This is a genomic window from Microbacterium sp. Bi128 (genome assembly GCF_918698205.1).
Map to the genome: position 1 here is coordinate 1 of NZ_CAKKMM010001613.1, position 1089 is coordinate 1089.

General features: G+C 67.8%; 1 pseudogene. It reads left to right on the forward strand.

Going from position 1 to position 1089, the window contains the following annotated elements:
• Positions 1 to 25: 25 nt before the first annotated feature.
• Positions 26 to 1089 (forward strand): annotated as a pseudogene (locus LQV45_RS34935) (hypothetical protein); the annotation flags it as partial.

The window sequence follows — 1089 nt, forward strand, 5'->3', positions numbered from 1 at the left end:
ACTTGACGGATCCCCTGGGGTTAGAGTGCTGGCCACCAGCCGGGAGCCACTCCATGCCGACGGGGAGTACACCTACCGGGTGCCGTCATTGCCCCTGCCCTCGCCCCTGCCGACTGACGCTCTCGATCTGGCCGTGCTGGGCCGTCTGCCCTCTGTCCGGCTTTTCGTTGAGCGGGCAGCGCAGGTCCGGCCGGGTTTCGCGCTCGACGCCGACAACGCGCAGGGGGTGACAGAGTTGTGCCGACGGCTCGACGGGATGCCGCTGGCCCTCGAATTGGCCGCGGCCAGGACGGCCGTACTCGAACCCGCCGAGATCGTCCAGGGATTGGGCGATGCTTTGTCCATGCTCGGCGGGGGAACCAGCGGCGTCACACGGCACCAGACGCTGCGTGGCACCTTGGAATGGAGCCACGAACTGCTCACCAAACCGGAGCAGGTTCTGCTGCGCCGGCTGTCTGTGTTCGCGGGTGGTTTCACCCTCGACGCTGTGGCAGCAGTCTGCGCTGACGCGCCCCTCCAACAGATCGAACTGCTCGACCTGTTGGCCAAGCTGGTGGACAAGTCTTTGGTGGTCACCGAAAGGAGGGGCGCCGGGACCCGATACCGGCAATTGGAGACGGTCCGCCAGTTTGGCCAAGAGAATCTCGATCATGCAGGTGAGGCGGCTCAACTGGCGGCTGCGCATTGCGCCTACTTCCTTGCCGTCGCCGAATCCCACAATCCCGAACGGGCCACCGGGGTGGTCATCGAACAGCCGAAGTTGCTCGACCGCGAGCACGACAACCTGCGCGCTGCGTTGCGCTGGTCGTGCGCCCACGAGCCCGGGACCGCGCTCCGGCTCGCGGCCAGCCTGTGGCGGTTCTGGTTCCTCCGCGGTCACGCGGTCGAGGGAGCACGTTGGGTGGAGCGTGCCTTGGCGGTGGCTCCCGACTCGACCCGGCCTCGCGCGGCTGCCCTGATCGGCCTGACCGGGCTGGACAGCCGGCAGGGCCGTGGCGATCGGCATCGGGCGCTCGGCGCTGAGGCCCTGGCAATTATGCGGGAGATCGGCAACCCCGACGAGGTGACGATGGCCCGGCTCATTGAGAC